General features: G+C 64.2%; 15 protein-coding genes and 1 pseudogene. 5 read left to right on the top strand and 11 right to left on the bottom strand.

Annotated elements, in window-relative coordinates:
• Positions 1–146 precede the first annotated feature (146 nt).
• Positions 147–2,636: an exo-alpha-sialidase gene (locus ACMGT0_RS19380; protein WP_416769334.1), complete on the top strand. Its 2,490-nt coding sequence runs from the start codon at positions 147–149 to the stop codon at positions 2,634–2,636.
• A 124-nt stretch (positions 2,637–2,760) separates the two neighbouring features.
• Here ACMGT0_RS19380 and ACMGT0_RS19375 read toward each other — a convergent pair whose 3' ends face one another.
• Positions 2,761–3,666, bottom strand: coding sequence for a LysR family transcriptional regulator (locus tag ACMGT0_RS19375; protein ID WP_054057340.1), 906 nt, complete (start codon positions 3,664–3,666; stop codon positions 2,761–2,763).
• A 95-nt stretch (positions 3,667–3,761) separates the two neighbouring features.
• Here ACMGT0_RS19375 and ACMGT0_RS19370 point away from each other — a divergent pair, with 95 nt between their 5' ends.
• Positions 3,762–4,895, top strand: a complete 1,134-nt coding sequence (locus ACMGT0_RS19370) for an alanine racemase (protein ID WP_416769332.1) — start codon at positions 3,762–3,764, stop codon at positions 4,893–4,895.
• Positions 4,896–4,925: 30 nt separating this feature from the next.
• On the opposite strand, the gene ACMGT0_RS19365 is transcribed toward ACMGT0_RS19370, so the two are convergent.
• The gene (locus ACMGT0_RS19365) at positions 4,926–6,149 is read right to left on the bottom strand and encodes a hypothetical protein (protein WP_416769331.1); all 1,224 of its coding nucleotides are present in this window, start codon (positions 6,147–6,149) and stop codon (positions 4,926–4,928) included.
• Positions 6,150–6,237: 88 nt separating this feature from the next.
• On the bottom strand, positions 6,238–6,987 hold the full coding sequence (locus tag ACMGT0_RS19360) for a substrate-binding periplasmic protein (RefSeq protein ID WP_416769329.1): 750 nt from the start codon (positions 6,985–6,987) through the stop codon (positions 6,238–6,240).
• A 179-nt stretch (positions 6,988–7,166) separates the two neighbouring features.
• Here ACMGT0_RS19360 and vapC point away from each other — a divergent pair.
• Positions 7,167–7,424 (top strand): annotated as a pseudogene (gene vapC / locus ACMGT0_RS19355) (tRNA(fMet)-specific endonuclease VapC); the annotation flags it as partial.
• 46 nt (positions 7,425–7,470) lie between these two features.
• Here the strand turns inward: vapC and hpaI are convergent.
• The 8 genes from hpaI to ACMGT0_RS19315 all read right to left on the bottom strand — a co-directional run bounded on the left by hpaI (position 7,471) and on the right by ACMGT0_RS19315 (position 14,778).
• Positions 7,471–8,268, bottom strand: a complete 798-nt coding sequence (gene hpaI / locus ACMGT0_RS19350) for a 4-hydroxy-2-oxoheptanedioate aldolase (RefSeq protein WP_416769327.1) — start codon at positions 8,266–8,268, stop codon at positions 7,471–7,473.
• Positions 8,269–8,284: 16 nt separating this feature from the next.
• Complete coding sequence (gene hpaH / locus ACMGT0_RS19345) at positions 8,285–9,088, bottom strand: 2-oxo-hept-4-ene-1,7-dioate hydratase (protein WP_416769325.1); 804 nt, start codon at positions 9,086–9,088, stop codon at positions 8,285–8,287.
• A gap of 14 nt (positions 9,089–9,102) precedes the next feature.
• Positions 9,103–10,410, bottom strand: a complete 1,308-nt coding sequence (locus tag ACMGT0_RS19340; RefSeq protein ID WP_054057333.1) for an MFS transporter — start codon at positions 10,408–10,410, stop codon at positions 9,103–9,105.
• A gap of 36 nt (positions 10,411–10,446) precedes the next feature.
• Positions 10,447–10,857: a 5-carboxymethyl-2-hydroxymuconate Delta-isomerase gene (locus ACMGT0_RS19335; RefSeq protein ID WP_054057332.1), complete on the bottom strand. Its 411-nt coding sequence runs from the start codon at positions 10,855–10,857 to the stop codon at positions 10,447–10,449.
• 15 nt (positions 10,858–10,872) lie between these two features.
• Complete coding sequence (hpaD, locus tag ACMGT0_RS19330; protein ID WP_054064255.1) at positions 10,873–11,796, bottom strand: 3,4-dihydroxyphenylacetate 2,3-dioxygenase; 924 nt, start codon at positions 11,794–11,796, stop codon at positions 10,873–10,875.
• A gap of 80 nt (positions 11,797–11,876) precedes the next feature.
• Positions 11,877–13,337 (bottom strand): 5-carboxymethyl-2-hydroxymuconate semialdehyde dehydrogenase, encoded by a 1,461-nt coding sequence (hpaE, locus tag ACMGT0_RS19325; protein WP_054057353.1) that lies wholly within the window; start codon positions 13,335–13,337, stop codon positions 11,877–11,879.
• Between the two features lie 5 nt (positions 13,338–13,342).
• Positions 13,343–14,110, bottom strand: a complete 768-nt coding sequence (locus tag ACMGT0_RS19320; protein WP_054064254.1) for a fumarylacetoacetate hydrolase family protein — start codon at positions 14,108–14,110, stop codon at positions 13,343–13,345.
• Complete coding sequence (locus ACMGT0_RS19315; RefSeq protein WP_416769323.1) at positions 14,107–14,778, bottom strand: fumarylacetoacetate hydrolase family protein; 672 nt, start codon at positions 14,776–14,778, stop codon at positions 14,107–14,109. Before ACMGT0_RS19315 ends, ACMGT0_RS19320 begins: the two co-directional genes overlap by 4 nt.
• Positions 14,779–14,932: 154 nt before the next feature.
• Here ACMGT0_RS19315 and hpaA point away from each other — a divergent pair, with 154 nt between their 5' ends.
• Together hpaA and hpaR are read left to right on the top strand one after the other, a co-directional pair.
• The gene (gene hpaA / locus ACMGT0_RS19310; RefSeq protein WP_054057328.1) at positions 14,933–15,841 is read left to right on the top strand and encodes a 4-hydroxyphenylacetate catabolism regulatory protein HpaA; all 909 of its coding nucleotides are present in this window, start codon (positions 14,933–14,935) and stop codon (positions 15,839–15,841) included.
• A 181-nt stretch (positions 15,842–16,022) separates the two neighbouring features.
• Positions 16,023–16,445 carry a homoprotocatechuate degradation operon regulator HpaR gene (hpaR, locus tag ACMGT0_RS19305; RefSeq protein ID WP_054064252.1) on the top strand — a complete coding sequence of 141 codons (423 nt, stop codon included), beginning with the start codon at positions 16,023–16,025 and terminating at the stop codon, positions 16,443–16,445.
• The last annotated feature ends 114 nt before the right edge of the window (positions 16,446–16,559 follow it).

Here is a 16,559-nt window from a genome sequence, read left to right as displayed (position 1 = left end):
GGCCCCACAAACGGCAACGCCAGGGAGCACCGGTCTCGTCGAGTCTGACCCTGCGTTGCCCATCCCCCTCTTGCAGACAATGGAAATGCTGTTGCTTCAGGACACTCCACGGCCTGGAGCAGCGGTCACTTCAACGGAGTGAAAACATGAACCTCAGAACGGTGCTTGGCCGCTCGATCGTGTGCCTGTGTGGTTTATTGGCGACCTTTTCGATCCATGCGGAAAATTTCATTGTGGCGACACCGCAACAGGGTGTCGGCATTGCAGTCGATGTTTTCGATAAACCCGACGCCGCCAGTGGCACGCCTGCCTTTTCGAGTACCGTCAGATTTACGCTGCCGGCCTATTTCGTGCCTTCAGTCAATTCGTTCAAGGGCAAGGTGTATATGTTCTGGTCGAACAACTATGACCAGAAACATGTCTACTTCTCCAGTTCGCCCGATGGGCGCAACTGGTCCAGGGCGCAAGCCATCGACGTGGGCAGTGTACTGGGCAATGTCTCCGTCAGTGCCTTCAACCAGAAGCTGGTACTGACCTTCACCGACGCCCAGAGGCGGCTCAAAACCGTCAGTTCCGAGGATGGAACGGCCTGGTCCACGGCTCAGCCGATCGATACGAATCACACTGCCGTCACCAATAAGCCTGTGGTGTATAATGGCAAGTTGTTCGTGCTGTACAGCGAGAACTCGGGCAAGGCCGTGTACTCGGTCAGCTCCCGCGACGGGATCGCCTGGAGCCGCGAAAGCCTGGCCTTCCAGGAGACCGCCGATTCGATTCTGACGATGGTCCCGGTGGTCTACAACGGCCAGTTGTGGGCTTACTACGCCTTTGAAAATGGCGCCACGTTCGCGCGTACCTACGACCGGGCTGGCCAGTGGGGCGCCCGGCGTGACCTGCAGGGGATTGCCGGCCAGGGTGGGCTCAAGGGGTTTCTGAACAGCGCCGCGATGATTGACGATCGGGTGTTCATCAGCAGCAGTTCCACCACGTTCTATTCGACCGATGGGTTGAACTGGCATCCGTACTTCTCCAAGCGCTTCTCGGGCAATTCGGCCTACCCCTCCGGGCTGGGTGTGTCCTATGCGATCAGCGCAAACGACCTGACCCGCAGCAACCCGCCATTGCCATCGGACCTGGCGACCGGCATCAGCCATACCGACTATGCCACCTTTGCCTGGCGCAGCTTCATTGCCCTGAACAACACCGCCAACACCCCGTTGCCGGCCAACCGCGGCGTGGGCAACCCGAGCGGAAGCTTCGCCGATTCGGGCAAGGCCTCCCAAACGGCCAACCCCCTGCTGTGGCAGACCTTCGCCCACCGCACCGAGCTGTTTCCGGCGGTAGGCAAGAGCGCTGTCGGCGGCCCAACCCGTCCGTTCGGCTCCAGCCCGCAGTACAGCTACGTCCAGTTCCCCAATGGGGCGCCGTTGGCGCCGGGGGCCAGCTATGCCCATTACAACAACCTCGATGAGGCGACCCAGATCGGGCAGAACGCGATATTTTTCCCGGTCAATCCGCCGAAGGCGGCGATGAAGGGGAACGATTACGCGCCTTCGAACGACAGCCAGATCCTGTTCGAGGCCAAGGCCAACCCGGTGGTCTACGAGTATGCGAAGAGCCTCAGGAGCTACCCGGATCACATCGTCCTGCCCAACGGTGCCGTGGAAGTCAAGGCCGCCTGGCGCAAGCTGGCGGACATCCCGGTGGGGCAGCGTTCGCGCTACCACACGGCAACCGTGGTGACCTACCACGGCGATGACAGCAAACCGGTGGCCTATAACGAGGAGTACGCACTGGTCGCCTTGCACATCATCCACAAGACGCCCAACTACCCGACTTTCATCTTCGCCACCTTCGAGCATGAAGATGCGCTGAACCTGCCCGACAACTCGCCGACCGGGCTCTACTACATCGCCAACTACGACAGGATCGCCTACGCCTCGCCGCCGGATGACACGCCGCCGCCGGTGGCGACCTTCTCGGACGGCAAGGGCATTCACCGGGTGACCTTGCCCAAGGGTTACCTGGCCGATGCGAAGCATACGCCGCCGATCTACTCCGGCAGCAACGGGATTCCCAAGGGACAGGCCGGTCCGATCACGGTGGTGCAGCCGCAGACCACCCATGCTGAAGTCGCCGCAGTGAACGAGCAGGTCAGGCAGCTGATGGACGCCAGTGGCCAGTTCGGCAATTCAGTCTGGAAGCACTACCGGCTCAAGGGCGTGCAGGCCATCCCGTCGAGCAACGAGACCGACCCGGACTACTACCTGGCCAACATCATGGTCGAGAGCAGCCAGCCGGGGATTCAGCTGTTTCGGGGGACCAACATTTTCCCGGTTCCGCAGAACAACACCCTGACCAACATGCGCAACGTGGCCAACATCAAGGTGCCGGACTATGACCACAGCAGCCAGAGCCTGACCATGGGCGGTTGCATGGGCTGTCACGGTGTGGCCCAGTCTGCACTGAAGCAGGGTTTCAGCTTCCTGTTCGATGCCATCAATATTCCGGCTGGCTCCGGTACCCCCACCGGTTTCGCCAACCCGGAAACCATTGGCCTGCCGGATGTACGTGTCCAGCAGCAGCGGGCCCTGAAGTACTCGCTGAGCGTCAAGGACCGGGGCGCGGCCCAGTAAGCCAAGGCCGGGCCATCCCTTGTGGGTGAGGGGATGGCCACGGCCAGGGCATCATGGACACGGGCCTTAAACCCTCCGGGCGTCTTGTACAGTGCCACCGGCCGGTGGCCTGGGTGATGCCGACTTATCTGTCCGCAGATCCGCCAGGCGTACGCAGCGAGTCGCCGAGAAAGCTGCACAGGGCTTGCAGTTTGCCAGAACGCTGCTTGCGCGTTGGCACCAGCAACAGGATCGGTGCGGACTCGAACTGCCAGTCGGCCAGCACCCGCAGCAATGACCCGCTGGCCAGGGATTCGGCGACATCCCACTGCGATCTGAGCACCAGCCCCAGATCCTGTTCCGCCCAGCGACGGGCCACGCCGCCATCGTTGGTCACCATCGCCGGTGTGATAGGCAGGGTTGCCTGAAGCTGCCCTTTGCGCAGTTGCCAGACCGTCGCCGGTTCATGGTTTTCCCGAATCGAAATGCAGCGGTGCCGGTCCAGTTCGTCGGGATGTCGAGGCACACCGTACTGCTTCAGGTAGCCGGGGGAAGCGCAGAGCCAGCGCTCGTTGCTGGCCAGGGTCTGCGCCGTCCACGAGCTGTCGCTGATGGGGCCGATATGGATCACGGCATCGCAGTTGTGTCGATCCGCCCAGGGTGCTTCGCGCAGATCGAGTTCGAGCCTGAGCCGCGGGTGCAATTTGGCAAAGCGCGCGATGATGGGGGCGATGCGCAAGCGACCGAACCCGAAAGGGGCTGCCAGTTTGAGGTGGCCCCTCAGTCCCCCGTCGGGTGACACCATCGAATCGGACAACTCCTCCAGTTGCCGCAGCAACTGCAGGCCTTCCTGCGCCAGCCGCTCACCTTCCTCGGTCAGCCTCAGGCAGCGGGCATCCCGGTTCGCCAGACGTACTCCCAGGTCCGCCTCGAGCTTGCGCAGGCGCATCGAGAGTGCTGGCGCAGTCACCTGCAGATGGCGAGCCGCCTCGCTCAGCGATCTGGAGCGGGCGAGGGTGGTCATCAACTGCAGGTCGGGGATGCTGATCATGTAGCTGAGCTTAACGTATGGATAATGGGACGTTAACCAGGGAATGGGGTGTCTGTATTAGTTTTCAGCGCTCACCATCCCCCTGGAGATCAGCCATGAGTGCGTCGCTCGAAACCCTGAACACCCCCGCCGCGATCATCGATGTCGCCCGCATGCACCGCAACATTGCGCGCATGCAGGCCCGGGCGGACAGGCTGGGTGTGCGTTTGCGGCCTCACGTCAAAACCTCCAAGTGTCTGCAGGTGGCTCGGGCACAGATCGCTGCCGGAGCCAGCGGGATTACCGTGTCGACGCTCAGGGAGGCCGAGGCCTTTTTCGCGGACGGCATCACGGACATTCTCTACGCCGTGGCCATGGCCCCGAGCAAGCTCGACCAGGCCTGGGCACTTCGCCGTCGGGGCTGCTCGCTGAAAATCATCACCGACAGCGTGCTGGGCGCCCAGGCCATGGTGGACTTTGCCCGTAGCCACCGCGCCAGCTTCGAGGTCTACATCGAAATCGACAGCGATCATCATCGCTCGGGAATGCGCAGCGACGATCCGTTGCTGATAGAGATCGCCAAGGTCCTGCACGACGGCGGCGTGACTCTGGTTGGGGTTCTGACCCATGCCGGCGAAAGCTACAAGCTCGACACCCCGCAGGCCTTGCAGGCCCTGGCCGAAGTCGAGCGTCGCGAGTGCGTGGCGGCGGCACAAGCCATTCGCGCGGCAGGGTTGCCATGCCCCGAGGTGAGTGTGGGGTCCACGCCGACGGCATTGAGTGCCGCGGATCTGGCGGGTGTCACCGAACTGCGTGCGGGTGTCTATGTGTTCTTCGATCTGGTGATGCTCAACATCGGGGTCTGCGCGATGCCTGAGCTGGCGTTGAGTGTGTTGACCACCGTCATCGGTCATCAGCCGCAGAAGGGTTGGATCATCACCGACTCGGGGTGGATGGCCATGAGTCGCGACCGTGGTACCCAGTCCCAGGCCCGGGACTTTGGCTATGGGCAGGTCTGTGCCGCTGATGGGACGCCTATCGAAGGCCTGCTGCTGAGCAGTACCAACCAGGAGCACGGCGTCGCGTCCCATGAGTCGGTCGAGTGCGATGTGCTGGAGCGCTACCCGATCGGTACCCGTTTGCGCATCCTGCCGAACCATGCCTGCGCCACGGGTGCCCAGTTCCCCGGCTATGAGGCCCTGGAAGAGGACGGGAGCCTGCGGCGGTGGGGACGCTTGCACGGTTGGTGATCGGCCCGGCGGGCCACGCACTCGCTGGCATCAACCCAGCGGCGTCAGTTCCTGTAACTGCTCGCTGGTGGGAAAGCCGGTCGTGCGATAGCGCGGAGGATAGACACTGGCCGGTGTCAGCAGCGTTGCGACCCTGGGCACCAGCTCATCCCATGCGAACACCTGGGTCCGGGCGCTGCCATCCTCCTGCGGCTCGACCAGGACCACCCGGTCGGTCTGGGGCAGCAGGCTGTCGACGCTCTGTGTCCAACTGCACATCGAGAAGGTCCGGCTGTCGTCCTCCGAGCGCTGGTAGAGCATGTAGGAGGCCACGAACACGTCTTCCTGCTGCTCTTCATGGATCTTGTCGAGCAGTTCCTTCTGCGTGTGGTAGGTACCCTGCAGCAGCAGGTGTTCCAGGGTGGCAAGACGCGCCTTGAGCGCTTCGTTCCCGGCCTGGAAGGGGACGATGTCCTGCTCCTGGTAGGTGTAGATCTGGCTGGAGACGGCCCGGCCGTTTTCCATCGCCTTGAAGCTGACCTCGACCATCTGGGCCATGCCTTGCTCGTCCTTGTCGCCGGTCACCATCAGCACGTCGTTGGTGGGGATCATGAACACCGGGCGGCCCTTGATCGGGGCACGCTGCAGGACATCCGGCAGCAGCACCCGGCTGATGTCGTAACCGTCGCCCCAGCGACCCAGATACAGCCCCGGGATGATGGGTTCGAAGGCCTCCGGCGTCGTTTCCCGCAGGTTCTGCACCGCGCTCGACAAGGCTTCGTCGAAGGTCACGCCCCAGCTTTCCTCCGGCCCCTTGGTCAAGGTGGCCGTGGATTCGAGGGAATCGACCGCCAGCAGCATCACGCAGTCCTTGCCCAGGGCGCGGTGGACCACCGTGTAGGGGGCCGCCCAGCCTTCGCTGCGAACATGATGCAGGCGCACTTCATCCAGCATGCCGAGGTTGCGAATGACCGGCCGCAGCGCGGGGCGGACCTGTGCGAAGGTTTGCGGGGTCTTGCTCTTGGTGTTGAGCAGCGTGGCCACGTAGCCGTCGAGTACGGCGGCCTTCTTCGGCTTCTCAGCCTTCTGGTAGTCGCGAAACGCGTTGTGAAGGTTGAAGTAGCCACCGTTGCCGTGCAGCAGCCGAAACTCATCGGGCACGTATTCGAGGTGGTCGCCATAGCCGGCCTGACGAGCGGCCTGGATGAACTTCCGGGCGAACTCTTCTTCGGTCAGCGGGCGATTGAAGAGTTTGCCGAGTAGGGTGCCGAACATGCGCGACGTTCTCCTTGAGTGCGAAGGGGTCATGGTGCGGGGTGAACAGGGCGGGGGTAAAGCACCTGCACGCAGCGCCGTGTGCCGCTCACGGCCCGGCAGCCGCCCTGTAGCGATTGTGGATGCGCTCCAGCTCGCCTGACTGACGCATGTGTTCCAGTGCGCGAGCCCAGTTGGCGACCACCTGGTCGTCGGAGTCGAGGCTGAAGGCGATGTAGAGTGAGGACCGGTACAGCTCGATGGGAACCTGCCGCAGTGTGCCGGGCTCGATGCCCAACTGGCGGCAGTAGTAGGCCACGCCGGCATCGGTGTCGCCGACGACGATCTCGGTGCGTCCGGCCAGCAGCATGCGATAGAGCTGCTGGCTCCCGGTGGCGCTTTTCTCGAGGTTCTGGAAGCCCTGCGCCTGCAGGGTGTCGGGGATCAGGCCGGCATGCCGGGTGGTGATGCGTGGAGCCTGCATCAGTTGTTCCAGGGTAGTCACCGGCTGCCGCGTATTGGCCAACTGGTAGGGATGAATGGATTCCTCCGCTATGGGCCCGACCCATTTGTACAAGGGTTCGCGCTCCGCCGTGCGAAACAGCGAATACATGATGGTCCTGGGCTGGTTCTGCAAGGAACGGGTGGCGCGCATGCTGGGCACCATCATCATGTCGAACTCGTCGCCGGTCATTGCCATGATGCCCCGTACCACCTCCGTGGCCATGCCGGTGAGTTGGCCGTTCTCAAGATAATTGTACGGCGCCCACTCCTCGGTGACGACCTGATAGTGCTCGGCCCTGGCGGGAGTGCCGGGCAGCAGGCAGAACAGCACTGCAACAAGTACCGAATACTTCACGTCTTGGGCCTGGTGAGCTGTGGGGTGATCAAGGAAGGGTATGGTTCAACGGCTAGCGTGAGTATAGACACTAAACCCCTGAGAACGGTTCTCATGGGCTGCGGATGTTCAATTCTGTTAAGGCTGGAGGAAGGGCTATACGGCAAAGTGTGTGGCAATCGTTAGGGGTGAGGTGCTCGTGCATCAGCACTGTCACGTTGATGGAGCTGATCTACGGCGCTGAAAAATCCTCGAACCCTGAGCGCAACCTGGCTGATGTCGAGGGCTTTGCAACACGCCTGGAGGTGCTGGCTTATGATCAGGCCGCAGCGGTACACACTGGCCAGCTTCGTGCAGAGTTGGCCAGGGTTGGACAGCCCATTGGTCCCTATGACCAGATGATTGCAGGGCATGCCCGCTCCCAGGGACTTATTGTCGTCACTAACAACGCCATTTGAGTCGGGTTGGGTGGTGTTACTGGCACCACCCTCGGAAAACCAACAGTCAGTAGACCCCACCCCCCGACGTTGCGGGTTGTCCGGTTTCCTTGAAACGCGCCGCCAGCGTCTGCAATCCACGCATCAGCACCGTGGTGTCGACGCCCACCGCGACGAACAGTGCGCCCAGTGCCAGGTAGCGTCGAGCCAGTGTCTCGTCCGCACTCAGAATCCCCGCCGCCTTGCCAGCCTTGCCCACCCGCAGGATGGCATCCTCGATCGCCGCCTGCACTTGCGGATGGCCCGGATTGCCGCGATGGCCCATCGACGCCGACAGGTCGGCCGGGCCGATGAACACCCCGTCCACACCCTCGACCGCGGCAATCTCGTCGAGGTTGGCCAGGCCTTCACGGTTCTCGATCTGCACCAGCAGGCACATCTGCTCATCGGCCTTGTCCAGGTAGCCGGGCAGCGTGTTCCAGCGCGAGGCCCGGGCCAGGGCGCTGCCCACGCCACGAATGCCCTTGGGCGGGTAGCTGATGGCGCGCACCAGTTCCCGTGCCTGCTCCGCGGTCTCGACCATCGGCACCAGCAGGGTCTGCGCGCCGATGTCCAGCACCTGCTTGATCAGCGCGGTGTCGCCGATGACCGGGCGGATGATCGGCTGTGACGGGTAGGGCGCCACCGCCTGCAACTGGCCGAGCAGGCTGCGCAGGTCGTTCGGGGCGTGTTCGCCGTCGATCAGCAGCCAGTCGAAACCGGCATTGGCCGCCAGTTCCGCGCAGTAGGCATCGGCCAGCCCCAGCCAGAGGCCGATCTGTGGCTCCCTGGCTTTGAGGCGAGCCTTGAAGGTATTGATCAACATGAGCGTGTCCTCCGGCTCAGACGAAGCGGCAGGCGATGCTGCCGAGCAGGTCGTAGTCGACGTGGAAGGTATCGCCGGGGTTGGCGGCGACCGGACGGGTGAACGAGCCACCGAGGATGATCTGTCCAGGCAGCAGAGTGACGTCGTACGGTGCCAGCTTGTTCGCCAGCCACGCCACGCCCTTGGCCGGGTGGTTGAGCACCGCGGCGCTGACGCCGGATTCCTCGATCACGCCATTGCGGTACAGCACCGCCGGCACCTTGCGCAGGTCGATGTCGGTCGGTCGTACGGCGCGGCCACCCATGACCACGCCGGCGTTGGCGGCGTTGTCGGAGATGGTGTCGAAGACCTTGCGCGTGGCCTTGGTCTGCGGGTCGATCTGCTGGATGCGCGCATCGATGATTTCCAGGGCGGGGATCACCCACTCGGTGGCATCGAGCACATCGAACACCGTGCAGTGGGGGCCCTTGAGCGGCTTGCCGAGGATGAACGCCAGCTCCACTTCGACCCGCGGGACGATGAAGCGCTCGAAGGGAATGTCGCTGCCTTCGTCGAAGAACATGTCGTCGAGCAACGCGCCGTAGTCCGGCTCGGTGATGTTCGACGACACCTGCATGGCACGCGAGGTCAGGCCGATCTTGTGGCCGACCAGCTTGCGGCCGCCTTCGATCTTTTTCGCGACCCAGGCGCGCTGGATCGCGTAGGCGTCCTCGATGGTGATGCCGGGGTGGTCGAGCGAGAACTGGCGGACCTGTTCGCGCGAACGTTCGGCCTGGTCGAGGCGGGCGGCGGCTTGCTGGATCAAGGTGGAGTCGAGCATGGAGGCAATCTCTTTCAAGGGTTGACGGTGGCGGCCCGGGTGCGCAGCACCAGCAGGCCGCCGAAGACGATGAACAGGGCCAGGATGTGCAGGGCCAGGCTCGGGCTGTGGGTGGTGTCGCGCATCCAGCCGATGAAGTAGGGGGTGAGGAACGAGGCGATGCTGCCCAGGGAACTGATCAGGGCGATGCCGGTGCCTTGGGTCCGGTCATTGAGGTAGGCCGGCGGCAGTTGCCAGAACATCGGCAGAGCGGCGCTGGCGCCCATGCCGGCGATGATCAGCCCGGCCATCACCGGTAGCGGCTGCTCCGGGGCGAGGCCGGCCAGGGCGATGCCGAAGGCGGCCATCAGCAGCGGCACGCACAGGTGCCAGCGGCGCTCCCGGCGACGGTCCGAAGAGCGGCCGCAGGCGAGCATGAACACGCAGCCGATCAGGTACGGCAGTGCGCTGAGCAGGCCGACGCTGGCGTCGTTGCCGATGCCGGCGCCATGGATCAGGCTCGGCATCCAGAACGCCAGGGTGTTGACCGCCAGCATCACCGCGCAATAGATCGCCACCAGCAGCCAGATCGCCCGGTTCGCCAGCAGGCCGGCGAAGGAGGTGACCACCTTGCGCTGTTCCTCGCGGCCGAATGCCTCGCGCAGGGCGGCTTTCTGCCCGTCGTCGAGCCAGGCCACGCTTTCGAAATGCTCCGGCAGCACCGCCAGCACCAGCAGGCCGAGCAGGATCACCGGCGCGCCCTCAAGCAGGAACATCCATTGCCAGCCGGCCAGGCCGGCGGTGTTGTGCATGAGGCTGAGAATGGCACCGGACAGCGGTCCGCCGACCACGCCCGCCAGGGGCACGGCAATCGCGAACAGCGCGGTCACCTGCGCCCGGCGCCCGGCCGGATACCAACGGTTGAGGTACACCAGAATGCCCGGGAAGAAGCCGGCCTCGGCCGCCCCCAGGGCAAAGCGCAACAGGTAGAACACGCCGCTGCTGTCGATCAGCAGCATGCTGGTCGACAGCGCGCCCCACACCACCATCAGCGTGGCGATCCAGCGCCGTGGCCCGATCCGCTCCAGCGCCAGGTTGCTCGGCACGCCGAACAGCGCGTAGGCAATGAAGAACAGCCCGGCACCCAGGCCGTAGACCGTATCGCTCAGGTGCAGGTCGGCGGCCATCTGCATCTTGGCGAAGCCGATATTGATCCGGTCCAGGTGCGCGAACAGGTAGCACACCAGCAGCAGTGGAATCAGTCGCCAGGTCACCTGGCGGTGAGCGCTGGCAGCAGGGTCCTGTGCCGCGCACAGGGTCGAGGCGGAGTGGGTCGTGCTCATGGTCTTGTACTTTTTATGGGATGAGACGGGATGGGCTCAGGCGCGGCCGTTGAACAGCGGGTGCAGGCTGCTGTGCTTGCCGTCGTAGACCTGGGCCTGGCTTTCGTCGATCTGCAGGGTGATGCCGATCGGTCGTCGCTTTACCAGCGGGTCCAGGACTTCCTTCAGCACCGCCAGCAGGCTGTCGCCGACCGCACTGTGCACGGCCCGGCTGCGCCCTTGGCCCATGCGCAGGTTGGCGTAGAGAAAGCCGTAGTCACCCCGGCCGTCGGCCACCGCGCAATGCGCGGCGGGGTAGGCCAGCACCCGGGTGCCGCCGGTGGGAAACACCGCCTTGCCGCTTTCGTCGCGGGCCTGGAGCATGGTGTCGGCCAGGCGTCGGCACAGCGACGGGATATCGGCCTCGGCCTCAAGGTCCGGGGTGTAGAGCAATACCAGATGGGGCATGAGCGGCTCCTGGAGTCAAAGGCGGTTGGCAAGGCCGACCGACGCGGGGTTGGAGGCCTGGGCGGCGGGGATCGCCGAACCGTCCTGGGGCGTGACCGGGAACAGGGCGTTGATCTGCCCGGTGCCGGAGGAGCCGAAGTACGGGGTCAGCACTTCGACATGGCCGTCATAGGCCGACCAGCCGAGTGCACCGAGCAGCATCGCCGTGTCATGCATGAAACCTTCGCCGTGGCCCTTGGCGGCGTATTCCGGGAGCATCGCGCAGAAGTCCGCCCATTCGGCGTCTTCCCACATTTTCACCACGCGGTTGTCCAGGGTTTCCAGGAACGGGCTCCAGACCTTGGTGGCGAAATCCGGCGCCTGGCCGTTCTGGGCAAAGCGATGGGACAGCGAGCCGCTGGCGAGAAACGCCACGGTACCGTCGTAGTGGTCCTCGACCGCCTTGCGCATGGCCCAGCCCAGGCGCGCGCTGTCGGCGAGGAAGTGCGAGGTGCACAGGGCCGAGACCGAGACCACCTTGAAATGCTGGTCCTGGTTCATGTAGCGCATCGGCACCAGCGTGCCGTATTCCGGGCCCAGGGTGGTGGCGTGGTGGGCCATGGTCTCGACCCCGAAGCGGTTGCAGGTGTCGGCCAGCAGCTTGCCCAGTTCACTGTTGCCGGGAAAGGCGTAGGGCATGTTGCTGATGAAGTGCGGCAGCTCGTTGCTGGTGTAGACGCCCTCGAAGTGCGGGCTGCAGAGCACGTGGTAGTTGGCGTTGACCAGCCAGTGGGTGTCGAACACGACGATGGTGTCCACGCCCAGTTCGCGGCAGCGTCGGCTGATCTCGTGATGCCCGTCGATGGCGGCCTGGCGGAAGCCCTGGCGTGGGCCGGGCAGTTCGGACAGGTACATGGACGGCACGTGGGTGATCTTGGCGGCCAGAGCGAGCTTGCCCATGGGGTTCTCCGGTAGTTGATTGTTGTTGTAGGCCCGCGTCGGCGGTAGGAGCCGGCCGGGCCGGCTCCAGCAGGATCAAGTTACACGCCCCAGCGCGGGATGTGGTGGCTGCCCATGGAGATGCACACGTTCTTGATCTCGGCGAACACCTCGAAGCTGTACTGGCCGCCTTCGCGGCCGGTGCCCGAGCCTTTTACACCGCCGAACGGCTGGCGCAGGTCGCGCACGTTCTGGCTGTTGATGAACACCATACCGGCCTCGATGCCGCGGGCCAGGCGATGAGCTTTGCCGATGTCCTGGGTCCAGATGTAGGAGGCCAGGCCGTACTCGGTGTCGTTGGCCAGTTTGAGCGCTTCGGCTTCGTCCTTGAACGGGATCAGGCAGACCACCGGGCCGAAGATCTCTTCCTGGGCGATGCGCATGCTGTTGTTCACGTCGGCGAACACGGTCGGCTGGATGAACTGACCTTTTGCCAGGTGCGCCGGCAGGTTGGCCGGGCGCTCCAGGCCACCGGCGAGCAGGGTGGCGCCTTCCTCGATGCCGATGCGGATGTAGCCGGTGACCTTGTCGTAGTGCTGCTGGGTGATCATCGAGCCGACCTGGGTCTTCGGATCGGTCGGGTCACCGACGATCAGGCGTTTGGCCCGCGCAGCGAACTCGGTGACGAATTGCGGGTAGACGCTTTCCTGGATGAAGATCCGGCTGCCGGCGGTGCAACGCTCGCCGTTGAGCGAGAAGATGGTGAACAGCGCGGCGTCCAGTGCACGTTCCAGATCGGCGTCTTCGAAGATCAGCACGGGCGACTTGCCGCCCAGTTCCATGGAGTACTTCTTCAGGCCCGCGGTCTGCATGATCTTCCTGCCGGTGGCGGTGCCGCCGGTGAAGGAGATCGCCCGCACGTCCGGGTGACGCACCAGCGCGTCGCCGGCGGTCGCGCCGTAGCCCTGGATCACGTTCAGCACACCGTTGGGAATGCCGGCCTCGACCGCCAGGCGGCCCAGCTCGTTGGCGGTCAGCGGCGACAGCTCGGACATCTTCAGCACTGCGGTGTTGCCCAGGGCCAGGCAGGGCGCGGTCTTCCAGGTGGCGGTCATGAACGGCACGTTCCACGGCGACACCAGGCCACAGACACCCACTGGCTGGTACAGGGTGTAGTTGAGCATCTGGTCGTCGACCGGGTAGGTGTGGCCATCCATGCGGGTGCAGACTTCGGCGAAGAAATCGAAGTTGTGCGAGGCGCGTGGAATCAGCACGTTCCGGGTCTGGTGGATCGGCAGGCCGGTGTCCAGGGTCTCCAGCTCGGCCAGATGCGGCACGTTCTGGTCGATCAGCTCCCCGAGCTTGCGCATCAGCCGGGCGCGTTCCTTGGCCGGGGTGTTGGCCCACTTCGGAAAGGCTTCCTTGGCCGCAGCCACGGCCTGGGCGACTTCCTCGGCGCCGCCGCTGGCGACTTCACCGATCGCTTCGCCGGTGGCCGGGTTGTAGTTGATGAAGGTGTCTTTGCTCTCGACCTCACGGCCGTTGATCCAGTGCTTGATCATGCTGCTCATGCCTTGTTGTTCTTGAAGAAGTCAGTTTCACTGACGATTCGATTGACCAGGCGGCCGACGCCTTCGACTTCCACCACCACTTCATCGCCCGGCACCACGTCGGCCAGGCCCTCCGGCGTGCCGGTGGCGATCATGTCGCCCGGCTGCAGGGTCATGAAGCTGGAGAAGTATTCGATCAGGTACGGGATGTCGAAGATCATGTCCGCCGTGGTGCCTTCCTGTTTCAGTTCACCGTTGATCCAGGTGCGCAGTTTCAGGTTCGACGGGTCCGGCACATCGGCGACATCGACGATCCACGGGCCGACCGGGGTGGTGGCGTCGCGGTTCTTCACCCGCAGGTTGGGGCGGTAGTAGTTTTCCAGGTAGTCGCGGATGGCGTAGTCGTTGCACACGGTGTAGCCGGCCAGGTACTGCAGGGCGTCCTCGCGCTTGACGTTCTTCGCCGGTTTGCCGATCACCGCGACCAGCTCGCACTCGTAGTGCATGTAGGTCACGCCGTCCGGGCGCCAGGTCTGCTGGTTGTGGCCGGTGTAGGTGCCCGGCGATTTGATGAACGCCAGCGGCTCGGTCGGCGGGGTGAAGGCCAACTCGCGGGCGTGGTCGGCGTAGTTCAGGCCCAGGGCGAACATGTTGCCGGTGGCCGGTGGCAGCCAGGTGACCTGCTGCTCGCCGAGCACGCGGCCGTCTTCCAGGCGCACGCTGTGGTCAGCGTCGACCAGCACCGCATGCACGGCGCCTTCGAACTGGATACGGGCGTGTTTCATGGGCGTGGCTCCTGTTCGCTGACGATGTGGTTGGTCAGGCGGCCCAGACCTGTGATCTCGACGTCGACCCGGTCGCCCGGCTGCACATCGACGCGGCCTTCCGGGGTGCCGGTGATCAGTACGTCGCCGACATCCAGAGTCATGAACTCGCTCAGTTCGGCGATCAGCCTGGCCACGCCACGCACCTGGTTGGCGGTGGTGTTTTCCTGCACGACTGCGCCGTTGACCCACAGCTTGATGGTCAGCATCTGTGGGTTGGGCACGTCCTGGGGCGGTACCAGCACCGGGCCCAGGGCACAGAAACCGTCGCGACACTTGGCCTTGACCGCCGGGCGGTAGTAGCTGTCTTCCGGCAGGCTGAATTCGTTGGCGATGGTGTAGCCGGCCACATGCTCCAGGGCCTGGGCCTCTCTGACCCGGCTGGCGCGCTTGCCGATCACCACGGCCAGAGCCGGGCCCGGTTGCAGGCGCTCGCCGGCGGGATGTTCGACGGTACCGTCGTGCTGGTTGCGGGTGTTGGGCGTCTTGATGAACAGCACCGGTTTGACCGGTGGTTCCTTGTAAGGCGCCGCGTTGAACTCGGGCAGGCGCTGGGCGAGCAGGCCTTGGTAGTTCAGGGCGATGCCGAACAGCGTTCCGTGGGCCGTGTCGTACAGGCTTCGGGGCATCTCGATCTCCTGGAGGGGCCTGGGGCCCGATATTGTTAATGTGTTAACGTTATAATTAAGATGTTAACGACCGTCAAGCCAGGTTGCGTCCGGCCAACTGTTCAAAGCCGGTAAAAGCGCGCAGCATGCAGCCATAACAACAAGGAATTCCCTGATGCGCAGCGAACGTTCGCCCATCCCCAACATCAACATCGGGCAGGTCTACGACCAGCGCTACAGCGATGCCGAGATCCATTACGACCGCCTGAGCAACCTGGCCGGGTTCTTCGGCCGCAACATGCCGGTGCACCGGCACGACCGGTTCTTCCAGGTGCACTACGTCAAGAGCGGTGCGGTACGGGTGTACCTGGACGACCGCCAGTTCGTCGAAAGCGGGCCGATGTTCTTCCTCACGCCGCCGACCATTCCGCATTCTTTCGTCACCGAGTTCGACGCCGACGGGCACGTGCTGACCGTGCGCCAGCAACTGGTCTGGCAACTGCTCGAAGAAGACCCGGCGCTCGCGCCGCCACCGCCGATGGCGCCGGCCTGCGTGGCCCTGGACCGGCTCGAAGGCGAGCAGTTGGCCGAGGCCAGGCGCCTGGAGCTGATGTTCGACGCGCTCAGGGAAGAGATCGAAGGACAGGCCAGCGGTCGTGCGCCCGCGCTGCATGCCCTGACGCGGCTGGTGCTGATCAGCCTGCTGCGGCTGTCGGCGCATTCGCTCACGGCGCAACCGGCGCGGCATGAGGACCTGCAGGTGTTTCACCGCTTCAACGCGCTGATCGAGGCCCATTACCTCGAGCACCTGCCGCTGGCGGCCTACGCCGAGCGCCTGGGCGTGACCGAGGCGCGGCTGAACGACATTTGCCGGCGCATCGCCGACCTGTCTTCCAAGCGCCTGGTGCTCGAGCGTCTGATGCAGGAAGCGCGGCGCCTGCTGCTGTTCACCGGTCATTCGGCCAACGAGATCTGCTACCAGCTCGGCTTCAAGGACCCGGCCTATTTCAGCCGGTTCTTCCAGCGTTATGCGCAGATGACGCCGGGCGAGTACCGACAGCGCCAGGGCGGTTTCAGAGGATGACGGCATGGTGCGGCCTTGGGGTGAGAGCCTTTTGTGCCGTTATCGTGGCGGCGCCCGGAACGACGGCCAATGCCTTTTCCGGGCAAGCGCTGGTACTTTCCATGAACGGTGCCAGTGTCGCTTGCCACCGCCTGTCGCCGGCTCGTAAGCTGATCGGCCTTTCACTGACCTTGTCCTGAAGATGCCCGTGCCACGTCCCTCACTGACCCTTTCGTTGCTCCAGGCCCGCGAAGCCGCGATGGCCTTTTTCCGTCCTTCGCTCAACGCCCACGATCTGACCGAGCAGCAGTGGCGGATCATCCGCATCCTGCGCCAGAACGGTGAGCTGGAGAGTTACCAGTTGGCCGAGAAGGCCTGCATCCTCAAGCCGAGCATGTCCGGGGTGCTGGTGCGCATGGAGCGCGACGGACTGGTGCGCCGTTTCAAATCCAGCGAGGACCAGCGACGCATGTTCGTCGCCCTGACCGAGGCCGGTCAGCGGCGGTTTGTCGAGATGGCCGATGACATGGAGTTGAACTACCAGCGCCTGGTGTCGCGCCTGGGCGAAGACAAGCTGGCACTGCTGCACGAGCTGCTCGACGAGCTGAAAGCCATCGAGCCGTGACAGGAGTCGGGGTGGCCAGGGGGTCGTGAAAAGTACAATCGGCCCTGTGGAACGTCCATTTTCCAAGTGGGGGCTGCGGGAAATACTGAAGGGGAGTCCAATAATAATTCGGTA

Source organism: Pseudomonas sp. RHF3.3-3 (assembly GCF_048069595.1).
Lineage (GTDB): Bacteria > Pseudomonadota > Gammaproteobacteria > Pseudomonadales > Pseudomonadaceae > Aquipseudomonas > Aquipseudomonas fuscovaginae_B.
Note: the sequence above shows the minus strand (reverse complement) of the source record. Positions and strands in the feature narration are given on the sequence as shown.

Excerpts from the sequence above, each read along its gene's own strand:
- ACMGT0_RS19380 (WP_416769334.1), top strand. The coding sequence starts at position 147 with ATGAACCTCAGAACGGTGCTTGGCCGCTCGATCGTGTGCCTGTGTGGT.
- ACMGT0_RS19375 (WP_054057340.1), bottom strand. The coding sequence starts at position 3,666 with ATGATCAGCATCCCCGACCTGCAGTTGATGACCACCCTCGCCCGCTCC.
- ACMGT0_RS19370 (WP_416769332.1), top strand. The coding sequence starts at position 3,762 with ATGAGTGCGTCGCTCGAAACCCTGAACACCCCCGCCGCGATCATCGAT.
- ACMGT0_RS19365 (WP_416769331.1), bottom strand. The coding sequence starts at position 6,149 with ATGTTCGGCACCCTACTCGGCAAACTCTTCAATCGCCCGCTGACCGAA.
- hpaI (WP_416769327.1), bottom strand. The coding sequence starts at position 8,268 with ATGTTGATCAATACCTTCAAGGCTCGCCTCAAAGCCAGGGAGCCACAG.
- hpaH (WP_416769325.1), bottom strand. The coding sequence starts at position 9,088 with ATGCTCGACTCCACCTTGATCCAGCAAGCCGCCGCCCGCCTCGACCAG.
- ACMGT0_RS19340 (WP_054057333.1), bottom strand. The coding sequence starts at position 10,410 with ATGAGCACGACCCACTCCGCCTCGACCCTGTGCGCGGCACAGGACCCT.
- ACMGT0_RS19335 (WP_054057332.1), bottom strand. The coding sequence starts at position 10,857 with ATGCCCCATCTGGTATTGCTCTACACCCCGGACCTTGAGGCCGAGGCC.
- hpaD (WP_054064255.1), bottom strand. The coding sequence starts at position 11,796 with ATGGGCAAGCTCGCTCTGGCCGCCAAGATCACCCACGTGCCGTCCATG.
- hpaE (WP_054057353.1), bottom strand. The coding sequence starts at position 13,337 with ATGATCAAGCACTGGATCAACGGCCGTGAGGTCGAGAGCAAAGACACC.
- ACMGT0_RS19320 (WP_054064254.1), bottom strand. The coding sequence starts at position 14,110 with ATGAAACACGCCCGTATCCAGTTCGAAGGCGCCGTGCATGCGGTGCTG.
- ACMGT0_RS19315 (WP_416769323.1), bottom strand. The coding sequence starts at position 14,778 with ATGCCCCGAAGCCTGTACGACACGGCCCACGGAACGCTGTTCGGCATC.
- hpaA (WP_054057328.1), top strand. The coding sequence starts at position 14,933 with ATGCGCAGCGAACGTTCGCCCATCCCCAACATCAACATCGGGCAGGTC.
- hpaR (WP_054064252.1), top strand. The coding sequence starts at position 16,023 with ATGCCCGTGCCACGTCCCTCACTGACCCTTTCGTTGCTCCAGGCCCGC.